The organism is Neisseria sp. P0001.S007 (assembly GCF_051963655.1).
Taxonomy (GTDB): Bacteria; Pseudomonadota; Gammaproteobacteria; order Burkholderiales; family Neisseriaceae; genus Neisseria; species Neisseria subflava_A.
Window position 1 is genome coordinate 51,324 of the sequence record NZ_JBQCUB010000002.1, and the last position, 24,239, is coordinate 75,562.

22 protein-coding genes are annotated in these 24,239 nt (G+C 51.2%); 12 read left to right on the top strand and 10 right to left on the bottom strand.

The window, feature by feature from the left end:
- Positions 1–30 precede the first annotated feature (30 nt).
- From ACTHRE_RS02675 to trxA, 3 genes are all read left to right on the top strand, one after another.
- Positions 31–1,584 carry a fatty acid--CoA ligase gene (locus ACTHRE_RS02675; protein ID WP_285070386.1) on the top strand — a complete coding sequence of 518 codons (1,554 nt, stop codon included), beginning with the start codon at positions 31–33 and terminating at the stop codon, positions 1,582–1,584.
- Positions 1,585–1,665: 81 nt separating this feature from the next.
- Complete coding sequence (locus ACTHRE_RS02680; RefSeq protein ID WP_377072291.1) at positions 1,666–3,231, top strand: ABC transporter ATP-binding protein; 1,566 nt, start codon at positions 1,666–1,668, stop codon at positions 3,229–3,231.
- Positions 3,232–3,357: 126 nt separating this feature from the next.
- Positions 3,358–3,690 carry a thioredoxin TrxA gene (gene trxA, locus ACTHRE_RS02685; RefSeq protein WP_003681479.1) on the top strand — a complete coding sequence of 111 codons (333 nt, stop codon included), beginning with the start codon at positions 3,358–3,360 and terminating at the stop codon, positions 3,688–3,690.
- Between the two features lie 61 nt (positions 3,691–3,751).
- Here the strand turns inward: trxA and ACTHRE_RS02690 are convergent, their stop codons facing one another.
- From ACTHRE_RS02690 to ACTHRE_RS02715, 6 genes are all read right to left on the bottom strand, one after another.
- The gene (locus tag ACTHRE_RS02690; RefSeq protein ID WP_377072289.1) at positions 3,752–4,069 is read right to left on the bottom strand and encodes a DUF2322 family protein; all 318 of its coding nucleotides are present in this window, start codon (positions 4,067–4,069) and stop codon (positions 3,752–3,754) included.
- A gap of 97 nt (positions 4,070–4,166) precedes the next feature.
- Positions 4,167–4,793: a uracil phosphoribosyltransferase gene (gene upp, locus ACTHRE_RS02695; RefSeq protein ID WP_070712287.1), complete on the bottom strand. Its 627-nt coding sequence runs from the start codon at positions 4,791–4,793 to the stop codon at positions 4,167–4,169.
- Positions 4,794–4,939: 146 nt separating this feature from the next.
- Complete coding sequence (gene grxD, locus ACTHRE_RS02700) at positions 4,940–5,251, bottom strand: Grx4 family monothiol glutaredoxin (protein WP_003681608.1); 312 nt, start codon at positions 5,249–5,251, stop codon at positions 4,940–4,942.
- An 87-nt stretch (positions 5,252–5,338) separates the two neighbouring features.
- Entirely contained in the window at positions 5,339–6,589 is a 1,251-nt protein-coding gene (locus ACTHRE_RS02705) for a glutamate-5-semialdehyde dehydrogenase (protein ID WP_440344811.1), read from the bottom strand.
- Between the two features lie 9 nt (positions 6,590–6,598).
- The gene (proB, locus tag ACTHRE_RS02710; RefSeq protein ID WP_003683195.1) at positions 6,599–7,402 is read right to left on the bottom strand and encodes a glutamate 5-kinase; all 804 of its coding nucleotides are present in this window, start codon (positions 7,400–7,402) and stop codon (positions 6,599–6,601) included.
- A 266-nt stretch (positions 7,403–7,668) separates the two neighbouring features.
- Positions 7,669–8,451, bottom strand: coding sequence for an inositol monophosphatase family protein (locus ACTHRE_RS02715; protein WP_293191288.1), 783 nt, complete (start codon positions 8,449–8,451; stop codon positions 7,669–7,671).
- Positions 8,452–8,626: 175 nt separating this feature from the next.
- On the opposite strand from ACTHRE_RS02715, the gene ACTHRE_RS02720 reads away from it, so the two are divergent.
- The 6 genes from ACTHRE_RS02720 (at position 8,627) to ACTHRE_RS02745 (ending at position 16,725) form a co-directional block, all read left to right on the top strand.
- A complete protein-coding gene (locus ACTHRE_RS02720; RefSeq protein ID WP_049335615.1) occupies positions 8,627–9,442 on the top strand; it encodes an RNA methyltransferase in 816 nt (271 codons plus the stop codon).
- A gap of 39 nt (positions 9,443–9,481) precedes the next feature.
- The gene (locus ACTHRE_RS02725; RefSeq protein ID WP_377072284.1) at positions 9,482–10,351 is read left to right on the top strand and encodes a DUF1853 family protein; all 870 of its coding nucleotides are present in this window, start codon (positions 9,482–9,484) and stop codon (positions 10,349–10,351) included.
- A 36-nt stretch (positions 10,352–10,387) separates the two neighbouring features.
- Complete coding sequence (locus tag ACTHRE_RS02730; protein ID WP_377072282.1) at positions 10,388–11,647, top strand: RsmB/NOP family class I SAM-dependent RNA methyltransferase; 1,260 nt, start codon at positions 10,388–10,390, stop codon at positions 11,645–11,647.
- Positions 11,648–11,911: 264 nt separating this feature from the next.
- The gene (locus ACTHRE_RS02735) at positions 11,912–13,180 is read left to right on the top strand and encodes a TolC family protein (protein WP_440345263.1); all 1,269 of its coding nucleotides are present in this window, start codon (positions 11,912–11,914) and stop codon (positions 13,178–13,180) included.
- Positions 13,181–13,223: 43 nt separating this feature from the next.
- Positions 13,224–15,407 carry a type I secretion system permease/ATPase gene (locus ACTHRE_RS02740; RefSeq protein ID WP_377072279.1) on the top strand — a complete coding sequence of 728 codons (2,184 nt, stop codon included), beginning with the start codon at positions 13,224–13,226 and terminating at the stop codon, positions 15,405–15,407.
- Between the two features lie 88 nt (positions 15,408–15,495).
- Positions 15,496–16,725, top strand: a complete 1,230-nt coding sequence (locus tag ACTHRE_RS02745) for an HlyD family type I secretion periplasmic adaptor subunit (protein ID WP_377072277.1) — start codon at positions 15,496–15,498, stop codon at positions 16,723–16,725.
- An 86-nt stretch (positions 16,726–16,811) separates the two neighbouring features.
- On the opposite strand, the gene prfH is transcribed toward ACTHRE_RS02745, so the two are convergent.
- The 3 genes from prfH to pheA form a co-directional block, all read right to left on the bottom strand.
- Positions 16,812–17,450, bottom strand: coding sequence for a peptide chain release factor H (prfH, locus tag ACTHRE_RS02750; RefSeq protein WP_377072275.1), 639 nt, complete (start codon positions 17,448–17,450; stop codon positions 16,812–16,814).
- A gap of 2 nt (positions 17,451–17,452) precedes the next feature.
- Positions 17,453–18,586 carry an RNA ligase RtcB family protein gene (locus ACTHRE_RS02755; protein WP_377072273.1) on the bottom strand — a complete coding sequence of 378 codons (1,134 nt, stop codon included), beginning with the start codon at positions 18,584–18,586 and terminating at the stop codon, positions 17,453–17,455.
- 396 nt (positions 18,587–18,982) lie between these two features.
- Positions 18,983–20,071 carry a prephenate dehydratase gene (gene pheA / locus ACTHRE_RS02760; protein ID WP_070843123.1) on the bottom strand — a complete coding sequence of 363 codons (1,089 nt, stop codon included), beginning with the start codon at positions 20,069–20,071 and terminating at the stop codon, positions 18,983–18,985.
- A 171-nt stretch (positions 20,072–20,242) separates the two neighbouring features.
- On the opposite strand from pheA, the gene tsaE reads away from it, so the two are divergent.
- Together tsaE and ACTHRE_RS02770 are read left to right on the top strand one after the other, a co-directional pair.
- Positions 20,243–20,713 carry a tRNA (adenosine(37)-N6)-threonylcarbamoyltransferase complex ATPase subunit type 1 TsaE gene (gene tsaE, locus ACTHRE_RS02765; protein ID WP_063076419.1) on the top strand — a complete coding sequence of 157 codons (471 nt, stop codon included), beginning with the start codon at positions 20,243–20,245 and terminating at the stop codon, positions 20,711–20,713.
- Positions 20,701–21,948, top strand: coding sequence for an N-acetylmuramoyl-L-alanine amidase (locus ACTHRE_RS02770; protein ID WP_377072271.1), 1,248 nt, complete (start codon positions 20,701–20,703; stop codon positions 21,946–21,948). The genes tsaE and ACTHRE_RS02770 overlap by 13 nt, the downstream gene beginning before the upstream one ends.
- Positions 21,949–22,013: 65 nt before the next feature.
- Here the strand turns inward: ACTHRE_RS02770 and ACTHRE_RS02775 are convergent, their stop codons facing one another.
- A complete protein-coding gene (locus ACTHRE_RS02775; RefSeq protein ID WP_377072269.1) occupies positions 22,014–22,625 on the bottom strand; it encodes a DUF4230 domain-containing protein in 612 nt (203 codons plus the stop codon).
- 189 nt (positions 22,626–22,814) lie between these two features.
- On the opposite strand from ACTHRE_RS02775, the gene ribBA reads away from it, so the two are divergent.
- Entirely contained in the window at positions 22,815–24,155 is a 1,341-nt protein-coding gene (gene ribBA / locus ACTHRE_RS02780; RefSeq protein ID WP_377072267.1) for a bifunctional 3,4-dihydroxy-2-butanone-4-phosphate synthase/GTP cyclohydrolase II, read from the top strand.
- Positions 24,156–24,239: the final 84 nt, after the last annotated feature.

A 24,239-nucleotide genomic window follows, 5' to 3' on the forward strand; every position in this document is an offset into this window, starting at 1 on the left:
TCATCGAAACCGTACATCAATCGACACAATATGGACACAAACTCCGAAATGCACACCCACCCTAATTTTTACGCTATGCTGACTGCAGCCTGCCAAAAAAACGGTAAAGGCACAGTCATTTTCAACGACAAAGAAAAAATCAGCTATTCCTCCCTCAAACGCGAAGTAGAAACCGTCGCCGCCTATCTGCAACACCAAGGCGTACAATTTAGCGACAGGGTCGCCCTTGTCGTTTCCAACTCTCCCGAATTTATTGCCGCCTATTTCGCCATTACTTCCATCGGCGCGGTAGCCGTCCCACTCAACGTCTTTTTGAAAAGCGAAGAATTTTCCTACATCCTTAATGACTGCGGCGCACGCTTTATGTTCGCCTCCGCGCCGTTGGCCAAAGAACTCAAAAACATCAAAGCCAAAACCAAAGTCAATAAAATCATCTGGATTGGCGAAACCAAAGCCGCCAGTGGCGATGACAGCTATTTCGATGCCGCGCGTACATTCCCCGGCAAGCCGAATCTGAGCCGTCAGCCGTCTGCCAACGATTTGGCGCACATTATCTACACCTCCGGCACAACCGGCCACCCCAAAGGCGCATTAATCAGTTATAGCAACCTGTTTTCCAACCTTTCGGGCATCGAACAAATTTTCCAAATTTCGCAAAAAGACCGCTTCGTCGTCTTCTTGCCCATGTTCCACAGCTTTACGCTGACTGCCATGGTTTTGCTGCCGATATATCAAGCCTGCTCGATTATTTTGGTCAAATCCGTCTTCCCGTTCTCCAACGTGTTGAAACAGGTTTTACTCAAACGCGCTACCGTTTTTCTCGGCGTACCGGCTATTTACACTGCCATGAGCAAAGCCAAAATCCCTTGGTATTTCAGATGGTTCAACCGCGTCCGCCTGTTTATCAGCGGCGGCGCGCCTCTGGCCGAACAAACCATTGACGACTTTAAAGCCAAATTCCCGCGCGCCAAATTGCTGGAAGGCTACGGCTTGAGCGAATGCTCGCCCGTTGTGGCCGTCAATACGCCCGACCGCCAAAAAACCGCCAGCGTCGGCGTTGCCCTGCCCGGCCTCACCGTGAAAGCCGTCGATGACGAATTGATCGAAGTGCCGCGCGGCGAAGTGGGCGAACTCATCGTCAAAGGCGACTCGGTGATGCAAGGCTACCTCAATATGCCTGATGCCACAGATGAAACCATTGTTAACGGTTGGCTGAAAACCGGCGACTTCGTCACCATAGACGAAGATGGCTTCATCTTCATCGTTGACCGCAAAAAAGACCTGATTATCTCCAAAGGCCAAAACGTCTATCCGCGCGAAATCGAAGAAGCCATCTACAAACTCGAAGCTGTGGAAGCCACTGCCGTAATCGGCGTGAAAGACCAATACGCCGATGAAGAAATCATTGCCTTTATCCAACTCAAAGAAGGCATGAAACTGGAAGAAGCCGAAGTCCGCAGCCACCTGCGCGGCCTGTTGGCAAACTTTAAAATCCCCAAACAAGTCATCTTCCAAGACGAGCTGCCGCGCAATGCCACAGGCAAAGTATTAAAACGCAAACTCAAAGAACAGTTTCAAGACTAAACCGCTGTTTCAGACGGCCCCTTGATTCATGCAGGCCGTCTGAAAATCTGTCATCAACAAACTTTTCAGATGGCCACGACCATGACTACACCTATACTCGAAATCGAAAACCTAAACGGCTCCTTTCCGAGCAAACAAGTTTTGTACGATATCAACCTTACCCTGCAACCTGGCCGCAAACTGGCATTGGTCGGCGAGAGCGGCAGCGGCAAAACCGTATTGTCGCAAGGCATTATGCGCCTCAATCCGATGGTTACCTTTGAAGGCAGTCTGAAATATTGCGGAACCGATCTGCTGACGCAGCCCGAACGCGCCCTGCAAAAACTGCGCGGTCGCGAAATCGGCATGGTGTTTCAAGAACCGATGACCGCCCTCAACCCCGTCATGCGTGTCGGCGAACAAATCGCCGAAGTCCTGTCCCTGCATTTGGGTTTGGATAAAAAACAGGCATGGGTGCGCGCTATCGAACTCCTGGACGAAACCGGCATCCACCAGCCCGAGCAAAAAGCCCAGGCATACCCTTTCCAACTTTCCGGCGGACAACGCCAACGCGCCATGATTGCCATGGCCGTATCAGCCCAGCCCAAGCTCCTGATTGCCGACGAACCGACCACTGCTTTGGACGTTGCCGTTCAAGCCCAAATTCTCGACCTGCTCTCACGCCTGCAGGAAGACCACGGCATGACCATGCTCTACATTACGCACGACTTGAACCTTGTACGCCGTTTTGCCGATGATGTCGCCGTTATGCGTAACGGCCGTATTCTCGAAACCGGCAAAGCAGCCGAAGTCTTCGCCAATCCGCAGCACGAATACACCAAAATGCTGCTCAACGCCGGCACAATGCGCAAAGTGGCTCCTTTACCTGCAAACCCAGCCACCGTACTCAAGGCCGAACAAATCGCCTTTTCCATCAAAGAATCAGACGGCTGGTTTAAAAAACGCGACAAAACCATCCTCAACCCCATTTCTTTCGATCTCAAATCAGGGGAGACATTGGGCATCATTGGCGAAAGCGGTTGCGGCAAAACCACGCTGGCGAAAGCCGTTATGCACCTTATCGATTCCGAAGGCAGCCTGATTGTCAACGGCGAGCCATGGAAACGCGAATTGAGACGCGAAATCCAAATGGTGTTCCAAGACCCGTTCGGCGCATTCAATCCGCGCATGAACGTCTTCGATACCGTTTCAGAGGCCTTACGCGTACACGAACCTGAAATGCCGCGCGAAGAAATGCGCCGCCGCGTCGAGGAAGTCCTCAAACAAGTCGGTCTGCCCGAAGACGCACTTGAACGCTATCCGCACGCATTCTCCGGCGGCCAGCGCCAACGCCTCGCCATCGCCCGCGCCATCATTGTCCGCCCAAAAATCCTCGTATTGGATGAACCAACCAGCGCGCTTGATGTCCAATGGCAACAACAAATCCTTGAATTGCTCAGCAGCCTGCAAAAAGAATACGGCCTCGCCTTCATCATCATCAGCCACGACCTCGCCGTCATCCGCGCCATTTCCCACCGCGTGATGGTGTTGAAAGACGGCAAAGTCGTTGAGGAAGGCGAATGCGAAAACGTGTTTGCCAATCCAAGCAGCGACTATACGCGCCATTTGATTGCACACTCCGGCCACATGGTTCAAGAGGCCGTCTGAATCTTTAAGGATTACGATAGGCACATTTCAAAAAAACTATTACCGGGTGGCGGCACTTGAAATTTTCCCTGTCTGCCACTATTCTGAACAACGTATTTATTAATCCCGATTTAAAAGGAAACAAACATGAGCAGCGAATTGATTATCCACGCCAGCGATGCCAGCTTCGAACAAGACGTTTTGAAATCCGACGTACCTGTATTGCTGGACTTCTGGGCACCATGGTGCGGCCCTTGCAAAATGATTGCCCCAATCTTGGACGACATCGCCTCCGAATTCCAAGGCCGTCTGAAAGTCGTTAAAATCAACATCGACGACAATGAAGCCACTCCTGCCAAATTTGGCGTTCGCGGCATCCCTACCCTGATGGTGTTCAAAAACGGCGAAAACGTTGCCACTAAAGTCGGCGCATTGGCTAAAGGTCAACTGACTGCATTCGTTGAAGCTTCTATCGCTTAAGGCTTTAAGCATATAAAAAGGCCGTCTGAAAATTGTTTTCAGACGGCCTTTTTTGTATTCATTAAGCAGCCAATGGTTTCAAAGTCAGGCTGATATTGTCAGCTTTCACTTTAAACAGCAAATCAATATTCGGATGTTTACCCGGATTGGCTTCGGCATCGGCAACATGTTCGGCAAACCATGCCAGGCCGCGTTCTGCTGCCGCTGCATCCAGCTTGCTGTCAAACTCTTGTGCCAAAGCATAGTAAAGCTTGAGCGAGCCTTGTTTGCCGGGCGCATTGGGAATGTGATGAACCACATTGTCCTCTTTATCGAAAATATCCAAGCCGCTCAAATGGTCGATAGCAGGCATGGTGGCCAGATTATCTTGGAAGCTCATGATTGTCCTTTCTGATGTGGGTTTTAAAGCAAACCATATAACAAGGCCGTCTGAAAGTTGATGTTTGACACTTTTCAGACGGCCTTAAACATTTCAATTAACGTGTACCGAAAATCTTATCGCCGGCATCGCCCAAGCCTGGGATGATGTAGCCGTGTTCGTTCAAGTGACTGTCGAGCGCGGCAGTGTAGATGGTTACATCAGGATGCGCGTCATTGACGGCTTTCACGCCTTCCGGAGCGGCAACCAATACCAATGCTTTGATATTGCTGCAACCTTTGGCTTTCAGTAAGTCGATGGTCGCAACCATAGAGCCGCCGGTCGCCAACATTGGGTCAATAATCAGCGCGGGACGTTCGTCCATGCTGTCGACAAATTTTTCAAAATAAGAAACCGGTTTCAAAGTTTCTTCATCGCGCTGCAAGCCGACAACGCTGATTTTGGCAGTCGGAATCAGGTCGAGTACGCCGTCGAGCATACCCAAACCGGCACGCAAAATCGGGACGACGGTCAGCGTTTTGCCTTTGATGCGGTCGCCTTCAATAGAGCCGCACCAGCCGTCAATAATGTATTTTTCGGTTTCAAAGTCACGGCTGGCCTCATATGCCATCAGACGTGCCAACTCGGTGGTAAGCGTGCGGAATTTGTAAGTGCTGCAATCCGCTTCACGCATCAGCGTGAGTTTGTGGCGGACTAAAGGGTGGTTGATAACGGTAACGTTCATGTTGATTTTCCGAATTGCGTTGATGGAGGGGGATTATACTTTTTTTCGCATGGCGCGCAAAGTGCGTATTTATGCGAAAGGCCGTCTGAATCAGGGTTTCAGACGGCCTTTGTCAACAATTTTACATTACGGAATATTGTAGATGATTAAGCTTTCAGCAATTCTTGCAGTTCGCCGGCTTCGTACATTTCCATCAAAATGTCAGAACCGCCGACAAATTCGCCGTTGACGTACAGTTGAGGAATAGTCGGCCAGTCGCTGTATTCTTTAATGCCTTGGCGTACGGCATCGTTTTCCAATACGTTGACAGTCACATAGTCGGTGCAACCTGCCGCATTCAGGATTTGTACGGCGCGGGAAGAGAAGCCGCATTGTGGGAACTGCTTCGTGCCTTTCATGAACAATACGACGCGGTGGGTGGTTACGACTTCTTTGATTTGATCGTGGATAGAGGACATGTGTGTTCCTTTTACTAAATCGGTTGTTCGGGGAAAATCAAATTTCCCGCCATTATACGCAAATTGATGGAATTGAGGGGGTGTTTCTCAACGTCGGATCTGACCGTTGCCGTTGATATAAAATTTGGTCGAAGTCAGCGCTTCCAAACCCATCGGGCCGCGGGCGTGCATTTTTTGGGTGGAAATACCGATTTCCGCGCCCAATCCGAAAACAAAGCCGTCGGTAAACCGAGTGGACGCATTGACATAAACCGCCGCTGCATCAATGCTTTCTTGAAAAAACTCGGCATGGGCAATGCTTTGGGTCACAATCGCTTCCGAGTGATGCGTCGTATGGTCGTTAATCCAATCGACGGCTTCTTCCACCGATTTCACTGTCTTGACCGACATAATATAGTCAAGAAACTCGGTACTGTAATCTTCCTCGGTTACCAAAACAGCATTTTTAAACATACGCAGTGCTTCCTGATCGGCTCTAAATTCGACCGGATGCACTTTGGCAACTGCTTCTTCCAGTTTGGGCAAAAACGCCTCCGCTATCTTTTCGTGGACAACCAAAGATTCAGCTGCATTGCACACGCTCGGACGCTGCGTTTTGGCGTTCACGACGATATCGACTGCCATCTCCAAATCGGCACTGTCGTCCACATAAATATGGCAATTACCGACTCCGGTTTCAATGACGGGAACTTTCGATTTCTCTTTCACCGTCTGAATCAAGCGCGCGCCGCCGCGCGGAATCAGCACATCAATATAATCGATTGCCTGCATCAATTCCTCGGCAGCGGCATGACTGGTATCTTCAACCAGCTGCACTACATCGGCATCCATTCCCGCTTTTACCAAAGCCTGCCTGATGACGGCAATCAATGCGGTATTTGAATGGATCGCGTCGCGACCGCCACGCAAAATAATGGCATTGCCGGTTTTAAAGGCCAGAGAGAACGCATCAACTGAAACATTGGGGCGGCTTTCAAAAATCATGGCAACCACGCCCAAAGGCACGCGTTTCTGAACAATCTTCAAACCGTCCAGATTGGTATAGCCACGGACAACCTGCCCAATCGGGTCCTGTAAATCGGCAACCTGCCCAACGCCTTCCGCAATGCCTTTGATGCGTTCATGATTCAAGCGCAGCCTGTCGAGCATAATGTCCGAAATGCCGTTTTCTTTTGCAGTGGCCAAATCGCGGGCATTTTCCGCCAAAATTATCTCAGCCTGTTCAACCAACGCCGTTGCGACCTGACGCAGCAGATTGTTTTTTTCTACGCTTCCCAAGCTGATTAACGTTTTACTGGCTTTTTGGGCATTCTTGCCCAACTGTTCGATATAGCTCATCAAACCTCCCTATTTCTCTTGTGCAAACCAAGTTCCGATAGGCGCGCCATCTAAAACCTGAAGAATATCGCGCGGATTAGCGCTGTTCATCAACACCATCTGGCCGTGATGTTCAAACATCATCTGCGCGCTCTTAATCTTACTGAGCATGCCGCCTGTACCAAACTTACTGCCCGAGCCGCCGGCAGAAGCAATAATTTCTTCAGTAATATCTGCAACATGGCTGCGCAGCTTGGCATCGGCGTGAACGGCCGGATTTTTATCAAACAAACCGTCGATATCGGACAACATAATCAGTAAATCGGCTTTAACGATTTTCGCCACGACCGCCGACAAACGGTCGTTATCGCCAAACTTGGTGGCATGGTCCATCTCGTCTACGCTGACAGCGTCGTTCTCATTAACAATAGGGATGACGCCGATGGAAAGCAGGGATTCAAAAGCATTGGTAACGTTTGCCAAACTTTCCGGATATTCGACCACATCACGCGTCAGCAGGATTTGCGATACCGTCATCCGATAATGGGAAAAAATCTGCGAGTAAAGGCTCATCATGGCCACTTGGCCGACGCTAGAAACAGCCTGCTGCTGCGCCATTTCTGCCGGACGTTTTTCCATATTGAGGACATTCAACCCAAAGCCCATCGCGCCGGAAGACACCAGCACAATTTCTTTGCCCTTACTGACCAAGCTGGAAATGACAAAGGCCAGTTGGTCGATTTTTGCCAAATTGATTTTGCCGTTTGGCAACACCAAAGAACTGGTTCCAATCTTAATGACAATGCGTTTTACTGCTTCAAAATCTCGTTTCATTATTCTCCTCTGCTTTCTATTTTTATGATTGCATGCGGCATTATTTCAGCCAAACGTATCTACATCATAACTGCGAAGCAATAGAAAATACAGACAAAATTAAAAATGCTTCCTTTAAAAGCCGTATTTTCAGCTTCTATCCGAATCCGTTAACAACAAAACAAAAGGCCGTCTGAAACCCTATTTCAGGTTTCAGACGGCCTTTTACCGATTGTTGAAACTCTAGCCTGCAAAGATAAATACAGACCGTTCCCTATAAACGCTTATTAGTGATCAGAAATAATTTTCAGCATTTGCGCCAATACCTTAGGATTGGCCGCAACGATGTCGCCGCTTTCCAGCCAGCCTTCATTGCCGGACATATCGGTAACGATGCCGCCTGCTTCTTGGACAATCAATGCACCGGCGGCAATATCCCAAGGTTTGAGGTTGAACTCGAAGAAACCGTCCAAACGGCCGGCCGCAACGGCACACAAATCCAAAGAAGCCGCGCCTTCACGACGGCCGCCGGCGGTTTTTGACAAGAAATCTTTTAAAATTGCCAGATACTTGTCCATCATGCTTTGATCGACAACAGGGAAGCCGGTACCGATCAGGCAGCGGTTCAATTCGATGCGGTTGGAAACGCGGATACGACGGTCGTTGAGCAACGCGCCTTTGCCGCGGGAAGCCATATATACATCGTTACGCTCAGGTGCGTACACCAAAGCTTCTTGCAACACGCCTTTATGCAGGAGTGCCATAGAGATGGCGTATTGTGGATGGCCGTGAAGGAAGTTGGTTGTGCCGTCGAGCGGGTCGATAATCCATTCGTACTCGGCGGTGGCTTTACCGTGGGAGCCGCCTTCTTCGCAAGTGATTTTGTGATGCGGATAGGCTTCTTTAAGCGCTTCCACCAAAATCATTTCGGAGCTGCGGTCAACATCGGAAACGAAGTCGTTGAATGCTTTGCTGTCTACTTTGACGGCATCCAGATTGCCGGCGGCGCGAATCATCATTTGCCCTGCTTTACGGGCGGCTTTGAAAGCGGTATTTAAAAACGGATTCATGGTTTTCTTCCTAATTCAGGTAAAATACGCCCTAATGCGCCGAACAAGGCACACAAGAGGCTGTTAATCGTTTCCGATGCTGTTAAAGAACATTTCAGACGGCATGGAAAAAGGCCGTCTGAAAACAAAAAGATGGCGCATTATACCTGATTCCCGTACAAACAGAAAACAAAACATGACTTCCGAAAAACCCGCCCTGCCCGCTTATCTGGACAACATCCGCATCATCCTCACGCGCACCAGCCATCCTGCCAATATCGGCTCCGCCGCGCGCGCCATGAAAACGATGGGCCTGCACAAACTGACCATCGTCGCCCCCAATCTGATGGCAACGCCGATGACGGAAAATCCTCCCGTATTTGATCCGGAGCATCCGCAATCGTTTAAATTACCGGAAGAAAGTTTCATCCTCGCATCCGGTGCGGCAGACGTTTTGGAAAATGCCACCATTGCCGCTTCTTTGGACGAAGCCCTTGCCGACACCACCATCGCCTGCGCCCTGACCAGCCGCCGCCGCGAAATCACCGCGCCGCTGCAAACCCCGCGCGATTTGGTGCCCGAATTACTGCAGGCCGCCAACCGCGGCGAGAAAGTGGCACTGGTCTTCGGCAACGAAACTTTCGGCTTGAGCATAGAAGAAGTGCAGGCCTGCAACCGACTGATGACCATCAACGGCAATCCCGACTATTTCTCGCTCAACCTCGCCCAAGCCGTGCAGGTCGTGTGCTACGAAATCTTCAGTCAAACCGATTCGCCCATGACCCATCTGCAACAGGAAGACCACGCCGCGACCCACGAGCAAATCAAAGGCATGGTTGCCCACATGGAAAGCGTGATGAACGACATCGGCTTTTTCAACCGCCGCAACGGCGAGCGCCTGATGCGCCGTATGCAGAGCCTGTTCGGACGCGCCAACACGCAAACCGAAGACATCGATATCCTGCGCGGTTTTTTCAATACCGTCAGCCACCGTATCCATAAAAAAGACTGATTAAGGCCGTCTGAAAACATTTCCAGCCTTTCAGACGGCATGACTGATATTCGGATAAGCATGAATTACGCCCTAGACGCATTATGGTGGAAGCTCACCAGCCAACCCGTCCGCGACCTCGCCTCGCTGCTGACTGCGCCCCCTTTGTGGCAAAACGGTTGCGAATTGAGCGTGCGCGAACTATTGGGGGAACACGGTTTCCGCTACCTTTTGGCATTGGACGCCGATCCCGCACCGCTGATGGATTACCTCGCCCAACGCGCCCCGTTTGGTCATCGTCTCGGCATTTATGCTGAAGAGCTGTTGACTTTTTGGTTTGCCAACGCGCCGCACGCCAAACTGCACGCATACAATCTGCCCGTTTTTTCAGACGGCCAAACCTTAGGCGCTGCGGATTTCGTCGTTTCCCTCAACCAACAGCCCTACCATATCGAGCTGGCGTGTAAATACTACGGCGGAGACCAAGCGCAAAACCTGCGCGGCCTCAATCCTAAAGACATGCTGACGGACAAAGCCACCAAACTGGTGCAGCAATCCCAGCTGCTGCATACGCCGCAAGGCAAAGCAACCTTAACCGCACAAGGCCTGCCGGAAAATCTGCTTCCTGCTTCCATCGTGCGCGGCATCGGCTTTTTTCCACAAGGTTTCCATGCTTTTGAGCCGCCACTTAATCCATACGGCTGGCGCGGCGTCTATATTCAAGATTGGGCGGAATACGGGTTTGAACGCCAAGAAGCGCGTTATCACTTGCTCGACCGCATGGCCTATCTCGCGCCTGCGCGTGTCGCCGAAACCGAAGCATTGAACGAAACCGAAATCCGCCGTATCGACCAAGACTTGATTGCCGTTTTGGAATTACGGCCGGACGGCTTTTGGCACGAAATCGAACGCATCATGAAGGCCGTCTGAAACCCTTTACTAACTTTAAGAGAAACCCATTACATTATGAACGCCGCACAACTCGACCATACCGCCAAAGTTTTGGCTGAAATGCTGACTTTCAAACAGCCTTCCGATGCTGTCCTCTCCGCCTATTTCCGCGAACACAAAAAGCTCGGCCGTCAAGATCGCCACGAAATCGCCGAAACCGCCTTTGCCGCGCTGCGCCACTATCAAAAAATCAGCACTGCCCTGCGCCGTCCGCACGCGCAGCCGCGCAAAGCCGCTCTCGCCGCACTGATTCTCGGCAGAAGTACCAACATCAGCCAAATCAAAGACCTGCTTGATGAAGAAGAAACAGAGTTCCTCGGCAATTTGAAAGCCCGTAAAACCGAGTTTTCAGACGGCCTGAATACGGCCGCAGAATTGCCGCAATGGCTGGTAGAACAGCTGCAACAGCATTGGAGCGAAGAAGAAATCCTCGCCTTCGGCCGCAGCATCAACCAACCTGCCCCGCTCGACATCCGCGTCAATACTTTGAAAGGCAAACGCGATAAAGTGCTGCCATTGTTGCAAGCCGAAAGTGCCGATGCAGAGGCAACGCCTTATTCGCCTTGGGGCATCCGCCTGAAAAACAAAATCGCGCTTAACAAACACGAGCTGTTTTTGGACGGCACGCTGGAAGTCCAAGACGAAGGCAGCCAGCTGCTTGCCTTATTGGTGGGCGCAAAACGCGGCGAAATCATTGTCGATTTCTGTGCCGGCGCCGGCGGTAAAACCTTGGCTGTCGGTGCGCAAATGGCCAATAAAGGCAGAATCTACGCCTTCGACATCGCCGAAAAACGCCTTGCCAACCTCAAACCGCGCATGACCCGCGCCGGACTGACCAACATCCATCCCAAACGCATCAGCAGCGAACACGATACCCGTATCGCCCGACTAACAGGCAAAGCAGACCGTGTATTGGTGGACGCGCCCTGCTCCGGTTTGGGTACTTTACGCCGCAATCCTGACCTTAAATACCGCCAATCCGCAGAGACCGTGGCCAACCTTTTGGAACAGCAACACAGCATCCTCGATGCCGCCTCCAAACTGGTAAAACCGCAAGGCCGTTTGGTTTACGCCACCTGCAGCGTGTTGCCGGAAGAAAACGAGCTGCAAGTCGAACGTTTCCTGTCCGAGCATCTCGAGTTTGAACTCGTTAACGGCGCCGAACTGCTGCAAAGCCTGAAGATCGATTTGGATACCGGAAAATACCTGCGCCTCAACTCTGGAGAACACCAAACCGACGGCTTCTTTGCCGCTGTATTGCAACGTAAGGATTAAGGTTGAAAAAGGCCGTCTGAAATCCTTTCAGACGGCCTTTTTGATAGATTTTTTACATTAAAATCATTAGAAACGATAGTCGCGCTCTGCAATAATATACTTTAAGGCATGTATCTCGACCTTTTATCAGAATATTGTGAAAAGCTGGAAAAAATGCTCTATGCTTTGTAAATGTATGTGTTCTCGTTCAAAATTCGCCCGGTCATGCCTCAGGCAATACCCGATACGGACAACGATAATATATAAATCATTTGGTTAAAAATCATGTCGCATATTTATTCTTCCCCCACAAAGCCCCGTTTATTGTCATCGGCCGTTGCCGTCGCCTGCTGTCTGCTGCCGTTTCAGACGGCCTATGCATACAGCCTGCAAGACATCCTCAGGGACGCTTTAATCAGCGATCCGATTGTGCGTGAAGCCAAAGCCACTCAAGAAGCTGCGCAAAGCACGACCAAAGCCACGCGTGCGCGCCATTATCCTGTCGTTACCCTGACCGGCACGAAAGTGCTGGCGCAACACAATAAATACAACAGCAACGACATGGATGACGGTATCGGCGTGCGCGGCAGCGTAAACATCTACTCATGGGGTGCAATTGAAGCCGCCGTCCGCCGCGACCGCAGCCGCGAAGAATACTATCAACACAAATACACCGAAAGCCAAGAGCAGCTGGGCAGCGATATCGGCCGCCTCTACCTGAGCGCATTGCGTGCAAAAGAAACCCTGATCCTCAACGAACAGACTTTGGCGCGCCATAACGCCCTCATAAAAACCCTGACCACAATCGTCAAACAGGATGCCGGTCGCAACTTTGAACTGATTGAAGCGCGCGCACGCCAACTACAAGTGGCAAACATCATTGCCCAACAACGCCGCACCATGGATTTGGCGCTGAGCCGCCTGTCCCGCTATACCTCACGCCAGCTGACTGCCAACGATTTGGAAGATCCGTTTAAAAACGACACGGCAAAATCCATCAGCGAACGCTACAACAACCCCAACCGCAACAATAATCCGTCCTATCAGGCACAATTAGCCGAACGCGACAGCGTCCGTGCAGATTTGGATGCGTCCAAAGCCGAACGCCTGCCTGCCCTCAATTTGGAAGGCAGTGCAACGCGCAACACCAGACAGCTTTATTTAAACGTTGCATGGAATGTGCTGGATATTGCCGCACGACACAATGTAGAGCGCAATGCCAAATCATTGATTGCCGCAGAGGCCAAGTCCGAACAAATCCTGCGCGACATGAACGAACGCGTTCAAACGTCGGCCATCGATATGCAGGAAAGTGAACAGCGCACCGCATTAACAGCTCAACATATTCTTGCTCAAAAAGATGTTATCAAAGCCTATGAAATGCAATTTAGAGTTGCAAGACGTACGCTGACCGACGTTTTGAGCGCATACAGCGAGTTATCCTCCATCGAACAGGATTACGTTGCCGCCCGCAACGATTTCCGCGATGCAGCGCTCGACTATTTAAATACCCAGGCCAAGATCTCCGCTTGGGTCGGTTTGGCACAAAAATAAAGCCATATCCGCCGGTTAAACCAAAAACATTACGCGAAAAAATATGAAAGCCATCATTGAACACATCGTTTTAGTGACCCGCCTTTTGGGTGCGCCCGTATCCGAAGCCGCTTTATCCGCCGAAGTCGTGCGCGACAAAAAGCTCAAGGTCAACTATCACTCACTGGTCGAAGTCCTGCGCAGCCATGGCTTTGAAAACACCTTATCCAAACGCAATCTAGAAGACATCCCCTCGCTCGCCGTGCCGGTCATGATTATCCTGCACAACGAAGAAGCAGCGGTTATCACCCAAATCGAAGGTTCCGGCCAAGAGCGCAAATACCATATCCGCCAAGTCGACGGTTTGGAACAGGAACTCAGCCACGAGCAGCTCTCCGGCCTGTATTTGGGCTACTGCTGGTTTATCAAACCCAAAATGGCTACCGATATGCGCTCGGAGCTGCCTGAATACCATTTGCCCAAAGCATGGTTTTGGAAAGTCATTTGGCGTTTCCGCAGCTACTACTACCAAGTCATTTTGGCCACCATCATCATTAACTTCCTTGCGCTCGTCAGCTCTTTATATGTGATGAACGTGTACGACCGCGTGATTCCCAACCAAGCCTATGAAACCTTGTGGGTATTGAGCATCGGCGTGGTCTTGGCGATTTTGTTTGAGTTTGCCGCCAAGATGATTCGCGGTCATTTGACCGATATTGCCGGTAAAAAGGCCGACCTGATCATCAGCTCCGCCCTGTTCCGCCGCGTGATGGCATTGCGTTTGGCAGACCGTCCTGCTTCCTCCGGTTCATACGCCAGCAACCTGCGCGAATTTGAAGCCGTGCGCGAGTTTATGACCAGTGCCAGCTTGTTGACCATCGTCGACTTGCCTTTCCTGTTGCTATTTATCTTCGTGATTTCCATGGTTGGCGGCAAACTGGCACTCGTTCCCCTGATCATCATTCCGATTGTCGTGATTGTCGGTTTTGTCGTACAACGCCCGCTCTCTCGCCACATCAACGAATCGATGAAAGAAGGTTCGCAACGCTCCGGCCTTGCCGTTGAAGCCATCGAAGGCATCGAAACCCTGAAAACCAACAACGCCACATCTTGGGCGCAACAACGTTGGGACGAATACACTGCCAAAACTTCCGCTTCTTCCATCAAAGTCAAAGACACCAGCAACTTCATGGTCAACTTCGCCGTTGCCATGCAGCAGCTCAATACCGTCTTCTTGGTCGTCGTCGGTACCTATCTGATTCATGCCGACAACCATGCGGAACGTATCACCATGGGTGCATTGATTGCCTCCGTGATCCTATCCGGCCGCGCTTTAGCTCCATTGGCACAAATCGCCGGTTTGGCCACCCGTTTCCAACAGGCCAAACTTGCCCTCAAAGGCGTAAACGACATCGTTACCCGCCCTATCGAGCGCAATCCGGAACGCAAATACATTACTTTGGACAACGTTCAAGGCAGTATTACCTTTGAAAACGTATCGTTCAAATATCAAGCCGACAACAACAGCGCCGTCGAAGATTTGCGCCTGACCATCAAACCGGGCGAAAAAGTCGGTATTTTGGGCCGTATCGGCAGCGGTAAAAGCACCATGCTCAAACTGGCCAGCGGTCTGTACGACACTGAAAAAGGCAACGTTACCCTTGACGGCGTCGATATGCGCCAGCTTGACCCCAACTTCCTGCGCGATCAAGTCCTGCTGTTGAGCCAATCACCACGCCTGTTCCTCGGCACATTGCGTGAAAACATGGACTTAGCACGTACCGGCAGCTACTCTACCGACCAAGACTTACTGACTGCGCTCAACCGTTTCGGCCTCGACAAAATCATCCGCAACCATCCACGTGGTTTGGATATGCCTTTGGGTGAAGACGGTTTGGGCTTGTCCGGCGGTCAAAAACAAATCATCGCCTTGGCACGCATGACCTTGCGCAACCCGAAAGTCGTCTTGCTGGATGAGCCGACCACCAGCCTGGATCAAGCTACCGAACGCATGGCGCTCAATGCCATTGCCCAATGGGGTCGCAACCGCACCATGCTTTTGGTGACGCACCGTCCGCAAGTGCTGCAAATCGTCAACCGCATCATTGTGATGGACAATGGTAAAGTCGTGATGGACGGCCCGCGTGACCTGGTATTGCAAAAACTCATGCAAAACGAACAGGCCAAAGCAGCCAACGTTAAACAACAGCAACAAGCCGCCACTGCCTCTCAATCAGCAGCACGATAAAGCAAAAGGCCGTCTGAAACCTACTTGCCCTTTCAGACAGCCTGCCCTAATGGTTAAAATCCACCAAACACAATAAAGACACACGATTATGAGCCGCGAAAACAACGTCAAATCCAAAGATCTCGACCTTATCAATGACCTCAACGCCGCCCTTCAAAAAGAAAAACACAGTGGCCAGTTTATTGTCATCATCCTGTTTTTTATTCTGATGATTGTCTTCGTTATTTGGGCTTACAACAGCCCTGTCGAAGAAGTTACCCGTGGCAACGGCAATATCATTCCCAGCAGCCGTGAGCAAGTAATCCAAAGCCTGGATCCCGGCATCGTAACCGAAATCATGGTTAAAGAAGGCGATATGGTCGAGAAAGATCAGATTCTGATGAAACTAGACGACACACGCAGCTCCGCCGTTTTGCGCGAAAGCGAAGCCAAAGTCGCAAACCTCGAAGCCACTATTGCCCGCCTTAAAGCTGAAGCCTACGGAACCAAGCTCTCCTTCCCAGACAGCGTGAGCCCTGAGCTTCGCCGTCGCGAAATTGCCGCCTACAAAGCACGCCGCCAAGTCATGGTGGATGCCATCAACGGCCTATCCCAAAGCAAGGCCGCACTTGATCGAGAGATTGCCATTACTGCTCCTCTTGTTTCCGAAGGTTATGTTTCCGAAGTCGAACTTTTAAGAATGCGCCGCGATTCCGCAGACTTAGCCACCCAAATCTCCGAACGCCGCAACCGCTACAAAGCCGATGCCAACAACGAACTTTTGCAAGCCGAATCTGAACTGGCGCAATCCAAAGAAAACGTTGCCATGCGTGCCGACCCGGTTGAACGCTCGCAAATCCGTGCTCCTATGCGCGGCATCGTCAAAGGCATAAAAGTCACCACCATCGGCGGCGTTGTGAACGCAGGCGAAGACATCATGCAAATCGTCCCGGTTGACGACAAACTGCTGGTCGAAGCCTATATCCGCCCGCAAGACATCGCCTTTATCCGCGTAGGCCAACCTGCATTGGTTAAAGTCAGCGCATACGACTACTCCATCTACGGCGGCTTGGAAGGCAAAGTTACCCTCGTTGGCGCCGATACCGTCAGCAACTCCATGCAAAACCGTGCCAACGACTTAAAACTTGACCCAAACCAAGTCTATTACCGTGTTCTCGTCCAAACCGAAAATAACTCCCTGAAAGACAAAAACGGCAAACCTATGCCGATTATTCCGGGTATGGTCGCAACGGTAGACATCAAAACCGGTGAAAAAACCATCTTCCAATACCTGATCAAACCGATCACGCGTATGAAACAAGCGTTGAGCGAACGCTAATCGATAAAACGATAAAAGGCCGTCTGAACGTTTTCAGACGGCCTTTGATTTATGTTTTCACTATGCCTGCTTATCTGGCAGATAAATTATTTCTCCTTAAACGTAGCTCCGACAAACGTCCTTTTCGGATTGCCGCGCTCAACTTGATAGAGTTGCGCGTGCTGCTCCTGTGCAAAACTTCCAGCTTGTCCGGCATGATGCTCCGCCAGCTTTTGCGCCAATGACATTACCGCCAATTTTTTATTGGCGTGCTGGCTGCGTTCGCTCTCGACCCGCACGGAAATGCCGCTTTCTTTATGGGTGGCGCGGACGGCGCTTTCGGTTTTATTGACGTGTTGCCCACCCTTGCCCCCTGAGCGGCAGGTTTGAAACTCGATTCCGTTTTCAGACGGCATTTCATACATCTGCGGCATATCGGGCAAGCGAAAAACGCCTATATACCAATTTTTACGCGGATGTTTCGGACGGACAGGGCTAGGACATATCCATTGGAGCGTCCCCTGCCAAGTTTGCACCAAGCTTTCGGCTTTCTGCCCTTCCAATTTGAGTGTTGCCGACAAAATACCGTACTTATCGGCGGTTTCGGTAACAAGTTCGGCATCAATGCCTTTGGCTTGAGCTTCGGCAAGCAGCTTGCCCAAGACGAAACGGGCAAATATTCGGCACTCTGCCGGCCCTTGCGCGGTGGAAATTTGCAGATAAATCAATGGTGTATTCTGTTTCATCTTTACGCTCCACACTCGCCGCCGGTTTTATAGGTCAAAACAGGTTTAAACCGCGCAACCAATTCAATCAAACCTGCATTTTTCATGGCGGCAATAACGCTGTCGATGCTTTTATAAGCCTGCGGTGCTTCTTCAAAAATCAAGGCCTTATCCTGACAAACGACCACACTGCCGAATTCGGTCTGGCGCAGGCTGTCGGCAGTATATTTGTGCGACAGCCTGCCTTTGCATTCGCCGCGCTGCCACTTCCGACCTGCGCCGTGAGCCAAGGTATTCAAAGAAATTTGGCAGTCTTCGGCAGGTCGAACCAGATAGCTGTAATCGCCGCGCGAGCCGGGTATCATGACCAAGCCTTTATCAGTGGGCGTTGCGCCTTTTCGGTGCAGCCAACCGGTTATGCCGTCAATCTCGGTTTGCTCCAAAAAATTATGGTGGACATCGAGCAGGCATGTTCCTTCTGCACGCCAACGGTCAAGCATTCTGGCCGCAATCAAACGGCGGTTAAGGCTGGCAAATTCAAGGGCTGCTTGGTGTTCGGCAAGATAGGCTGCCGCCGCTTCGCCCTCTTCCGCCAAACCTTGATGCCCAAAGGCGGCAATATGGCGTTGCAAAATCTGCTGGCCCAATCCGCGCGAACCGCTATGCACCAACAGTTGCAGATGGTTTTCATCGAAATCTGTCGGAAGCAAATCGGCGCAATAAACGTTATCAACGGTTTGCAACTCGGCAAAATGGTTGCCGCCGCCAATCGTACCTACGGCAAGGCCGTCTGAAAATTGGCGTATATCGACAGCGTCGTCTAATAAATCGACCTGTTCGTCTTTATCCAACGGCGTATCGATATTGCCCAGCTGTTTGGCGAGTTTGGCCGGTTTGAGTTTGGCTGCGCGTAAATCGGTCTGCCAAAACGCCATGCCGCAACCGATGTCGTTCCCAATCAGGGCAGGATAAAAATGACGGTCGCTGAAAAATGCCGCACCAACCGGATAACCGCGCCCTGCGTGTAAATCCGGCATTCCGGCAACGCGTAGCATATGCGGTAATCGGGCGGTGGTTTCGAGCTGTGCGACAGCGTTGCCTTCAATCCATGTATTTGAATCGGCAATAATTTGAATATGATGGGGATAATTGCCCATGTGTTTATGCTTTCTTTAAAACGGATAGAAACCGGCAACTGATGACAATAAATATCCACCGTCTGCGAAATGTTCAGACGGCCTGGTTTCTAGCCGATAATCGTAGGGAAAGCAGCCCGAAGCGGGCGACATGGAATGCGAAAGCGTTATCCGAAAGTCAGACCGACGCTTGGGCTGCAAAGAATGTGATTGAGCGGATTGAAGTATTGCATGTCATGGCTTGCTCCTTTCTTTGCATGAAAATATTAAAAACGTTCGGATTATAGAGTGTTCATTTCCAATCATGCAAACTTACTGACATCAATCTGCCAATAATGTTGCATAAATGGCAACTATTGAGAACATAATTTAGGCCGTCTGAAAACTTTTCAGACGGCCTTTGATGCCTAATAATCCTTACAAAACAACGGTCGGATAAGAGCCGACAACTTTCACGAAGGAAGCGCGTTCGCCCAAAAGCTGCAAGGCTTTTTGGACATTTTCATCGCTTTGGTGGCCTTCGATATCGATGAAGAACAGGTATTCCCACAAAACCGATTTGCTTGGGCGGCTTTCAAATTTGGTCATGGAAATGCCTAATTCGGTAAAAGGTTGCAACAACGAAGTAACGGCACCGGCACGGTTGGGTGCGGAGACGACCAAAGAGGTTTTATCGTTGCCGCTGCGGCCGGTTTCTTGATGGCCCATCACCAAGAAGCGCGTGGTGTTGTTCGCTTCGTCTTCGATACACTCGGCGGCAAAGCTCAACTGATAAATTTCCGCGGCAATACGTCCGGCAATGGCGGCCACATTCGGGCTGTCAGATTCGGCAACCAGACGCGCTGCTTCTGCATTGCTGGCTACTGCGATACGTTCCGCATTGGGCAGGTTGCGGCCGAGCCAGTCGTTACATTGCGCCAAGGCTTGGGCATGAGCGAAAACTTTGGTAATGCCGCCAATTTCGTGGCTGTCTTTACGCAGCAGATTGTGATGAATGCGGACAACCACTTCACCGCAGGCTTTCAATGCGGTTACGGCCAGCAAATCCAAAGTGCGCCCTACCGAGCCTTCGGTCGAATTTTCTACCGGCGCCACCAAATAATCGGCTTGGCGCGTTTCAACTTGTTTGAAACAGTTGTCGATGGTGGTACACGCCATGGTGTGTGCGGCGTGGCCGAAATGTTTGATGGCGGCTTGCTGGGTAAATGTCCCCTTCGGGCCCAAATAAGCAATCGTTAAAGGACGCTCTACCGCCAAACATTCGCTCATAATCTCGCGAAACAGCCGGGTGACCGATTCATCAGGCAAAGGGCCTCGGTTCAAATCCTGAATCCGGCGCAAAACGGCCACTTCCCGTTCAGGACGGTACACCGCGCCTGTCCCTTTCAATTCGCCGATAGCATGCGCATGACCGGCGCGCTCGTTGAGCAAACGGAGGATTTCCGCATCGATGCTGTCGATGGCATTGCGGTGCGGCAATAATTGTTCGTCTATGGATAAAGGCATAAGCTGTCTCGCAATTTTGTGAGGGATATTTTCATTTTAACATTAAAGGCCGTCTGAATTCCGTTTTCAGACGGCCTCAACACTATCTTTATCTAACTTTATCGTCTATCAGGTTTGCAAACGCCGCCAATTCCATCATAATTAAGCCTTTTGAACGACAAGGCCTATTCCATGCACTCAAACGGACTTTACACCCGTTTTCTGCCCGATGAAGAAGCAACCCTGAAACTGGGTGAAGAATGGAGCAAGCAGCTTTCCGCTCCGCTGACCATCTATCTTGAAGGCGGGCTGGGTGCAGGCAAAACCACGCTGACACGCGGGATTTTGCGCGGACTGGGGCATACGGGCGCAGTTAAAAGCCCGACTTACACCATTGTCGAATCTTATCCGCTGGATACATTCACCCTCCACCATTTCGACCTCTACCGCTTTACCATGCCCGAGGAATGGGAAGATGCCGGTTTGGACGAATTGTTTGCGCCCGACAGCATCTGCCTCATCGAATGGCCGCAGCAAGGCGGGGAATTCACACCTCCGGCAGACATTACCATTACATTGACGTACACCGATAAGGGCAGAACCTGCACCTTTTCCGCCCACACAAACCAAGGCCGAAAAAGTTTAGAATCATGGTCAAATTAACTAGAAGACACATTCTCCGTCAAGGCACAGGACTATTTCTCACCCTCACACCCGTTGGTGCCGCATTGGCCAAACCGGCCTCTCCTGCGCAATTCCTTGCCGTCCGCATTTGGCCGGCGAATGCCTACACACGCATTACCCTTGAGAGCAACCACTCAATGAAATACCAACATTTTATGTTGGACAACCCCAGCCGGTTGGTCGTAGATATTCAAGGAGCGGAAATCAACAGCGTCCTGCAAGGCATTTCCAGCAAAGTGCTGTCTAACGACCCTTTTATCCGCAGCATTCGTGCCGGTCAAAATACGCCCAATACCGTGCGTATCGTCATCGACCTCAAACAAAGCACCCATCCGCAAGTCTTTGCGCTCGCCCCCGTCGGCAACTTCAGAAACCGCTTGGTTATCGACCTCTATCCGCACGGCGCAGATGCCAACGACCCGATGATGGCCTTGCTCAACGGCAATATTCCCAAACAACGTACGAATACCAATATCGCATACGACACCCCTGCCCCTAAAAACAATCGCGGCAGCGGTGGCAACCGCCGTCCCGTGATTATGATCGATCCCGGTCACGGTGGCGAAGACCCTGGAGCAATAGGCCCAAGCGGACTTAAAGAAAAAAACGTCGTACTCTCCATCGCCCGCGAAACCAAAAAACGCCTTGAAGCCTTGGGTTACAACGTATTCATGACGCGCAACGAAGACATCTTTATCCCATTGGGCGTACGCGTTGCCAAAGGCCGTGCGCGCAATGCCGACGTATTCGTATCCATCCACGCCGATGCCTTTACCAGCCCGTCTGCACGCGGTACCGGCGTATATATGCTCAATACCAAAGGCGCGACCAGCTCGGCGGCAAAATTCCTTGCCCAAACCCAAAACAACGCCGACGCCATCGGCGGCGTACAAACCAGTGGCAACTCCAATGTCGACAACGCCATTTTGGACATGACCCAAACCGCGACCCTGCGCGACAGCCGCAAGCTCGGCCATTCCGTCTTGACCGAATTGGGCAAACTCAACCAACTGCACAAAGGCCGCGTTGACGAGGCTAACTTTGCTGTCCTCCGCGCGCCTGATGTTCCGTCCATTTTGGTGGAAACTGCCTTCCTCTCCAACCCTACCGAAGAGCGGCTGCTCGGCAGCGAATCCTTCCGCCAACAATGCGCCCAAGCCATTGCAACAGGCATTCAAAAATACATCAATACCGCCGTTTTACGACGCGGATAATGGTTTAATGAAACAAAGGCCGTCTGAAAATTTTTCAGACGGCCTTATCTTTTCAAGCAATCTATTTAACCGCACTTCCCTACTGCAGCCGGATAGACAGATACCTTCGTCTGCGTCAATGCAAATAAGTTTTCCAATTGCGTTTGCGCCTGACGGTTGGCATGTTCCAAAATCTCAGCCTTGCACGCGCTTTGCAATACCTGCCGTTTCGCCTCTTCCTGCACCGTCTTAAATACAGACTTATCCATAGGCAGCAAATTAAACGAGCCGGTCTGAATATCGTACACTTCGATATTTTCCAAATCCACGCTCAAGATTTCCACCGCCGGCAGGCTGATCAATACCTTGTCATCCACAATATTGACATTGTCCGAGCCTAACTTGTCCAAATCCAAACCGGCCAACACCTTACCGCGCACAATAAAAATACCGCTTTGAGAATCCTGCCAAAGCCTGCGCCAATCCCCTTTTTTCTCCGTACGGATAATCGTATCGATATAAAATGCCGTACTTTCCAAGCGGTTCATCTGCTTAATCTGCATCAAAACCCCTTCGCGGGACAAAACCTGATGTTCTTCGTTCTGACCATGCAGGGCATAAAACCAGCCGCCTGCAGCCGTCAGCACACACAACACCAGCACGACCAATCCGCGCCCAAGCATTTTCATTTCAAACATCCCCCGTTAAAATAATCATCAAAACATTCCCCATATTCTCCCAAAACCGTCAATTTCAAGCCATACCCAGGCCGTCTGAAACAATAAATTTCATTACCAAAAAGTAATAAAAAATCTCAACAAACAAAGTTTGCCTTTTGGTAAAGACAAGACTACAATCCATTACACACAATTCAATTTCATCTCATCATGAATACCACCGACCTGCGCCGCCACAATCTGCGGCAATGGATAACACAACACTACAACGGCCAGCAGACCAAGTTTGCACAAGCCATCGCCATCAACCAAGGCGAGCTGTCCGCCCTGCTGAAAAACAAATCTTTCGGCGAGAAAAAAGCCCGAAAAATCGAGCAGGCAGCCAATATGCCTGACATGTGGCTGGATCAAGACCACCAAGACCGCCACGCCCCCACCATCAGCCAAGAAAGAAATACCATGTCCCACATCTCCACCATCCCCGAAATCCTAGCAGACATCAAAGCCGGCAAAATGGTCATCATCACCGATGCCGAAGACCGCGAAAACGAAGGCGACTTGCTGATGGCCGCCCAATTCGTTACCCCAGAAGCCATCAACTTCATGATCAAAAACGCACGCGGCTTGGTCTGCCTGCCGATGGACGGCGAAATGGTCGAAAAACTCGGCCTGCCCATGATGACCCAGAAAAACGGCGCACAATACGGCACCAACTTTACCGTCTCCATCGAAGCCGCCCACGGCATTACCACCGGCATTTCCGCCGCCGACCGCGCCCTGACCATTCAAACCGCCGTTTCCCCATCCGCCAAACCAGAAGACATCGTCCAACCCGGCCACATCTTCCCACTCCGCGCCCAAAAAGGCGGCGTACTCGTCCGCGCAGGACATACCGAAGCCGGCGTCGATCTGGCACAAATGAACGGCCTGATTCCGGCCGCCGTCATCTGCGAAATCATCAACGACGACGGCACCATGGCGCGTATGCCCGAACTGATGAAATTCGCCGAAGAACACAATCTCAAAATCGGCACCATTACCGACCTCATCGAATACCGCAGCCGTACCGAAAGCCTGCTCGAAGACATGGGCAACGCACCCGTACAAACCCCGTGGGGCGAGTTCCAACAACACGTTTACGTCGACAAACTCTCCGGCGAAACCCACCTCGCCCTCGTCAAAGGCACACCAACCGCCGACGAAGAAACCCTCGTCCGCGTCCACGAACCCTTCAGCGTCATGGACTTCATCCAAGCCAATCCGCGCCATTCATGGTCGCTGCCCAAAGCCCTTGAGCGCATCCAACAAGCCGAAAGCGGCGTAGTCATCCTCCTGCACCGCACCGAAGACGGCGCCACCCTGCTCGACCGCACCCTGCCCAAAGGCGCAAACCAAGCCTACAAATGGGACAGCAAAAGTTACGGCATAGGCGCACAAATCCTCGCCGGCCTCAACGTCAAAAAACTGCGCGTCCTCGGCCAGCCATCATCCTTCACCGGCCTCACCGGCTTCGGCTTAGAAGTCGTCGGTTTTGAAGAAGCTGAAAAATAATCTTGCTTGATTGATTCTCAAAGTAAATGAAACAAAAGGCCGTCTGAACATTTTCAGACGGCCTTTTCATATTTCTATTTATCT